This window comes from Limnospira sp. PMC 289.06 (assembly GCF_032350395.1).
Taxonomy (GTDB): domain Bacteria; phylum Cyanobacteriota; class Cyanobacteriia; order Cyanobacteriales; family Microcoleaceae; genus Limnospira; species Limnospira platensis.
Window position 1 is genome coordinate 1 of sequence record NZ_JARPLC010000571.1, and the last position, 284, is coordinate 284.

General features: G+C 36.3%; 1 protein-coding gene. It reads right to left on the reverse strand.

Annotation, left to right across the window (positions count from 1 at the left end):
• Window positions 1–56 precede the first annotated feature (56 nt).
• Window positions 57–284 (reverse strand): hypothetical protein (locus P5674_RS26310; protein ID WP_315670533.1); only part of this gene is annotated, 228 nt, incomplete at its 5' end.

Consider the following 284-nt stretch of genomic DNA (forward strand, 5'->3'; position numbering starts at 1 on the left):
GTTAGAAACCATAGGGGGCCATTTAAGTTATTGGGGTAGCTGTTAGGTGTTAGGGTTTAGGGTTTTCTCCAACCATCATCATCAATATCATCTCTGTTGATTGGAAGATGGGGTGATTGCTTTTTATCTTCTGACTGTTTTTTGCATACTATTGATGTCATAGAATCACTAACATATCTAATCAAATAATTTAGGCTATTTTGGATACCGTCTAACCTACTCTCAATCATTAGGTTTCCTGTATGCGTAATGAACGTACTGAGAATAATCGCGACAATAATTAC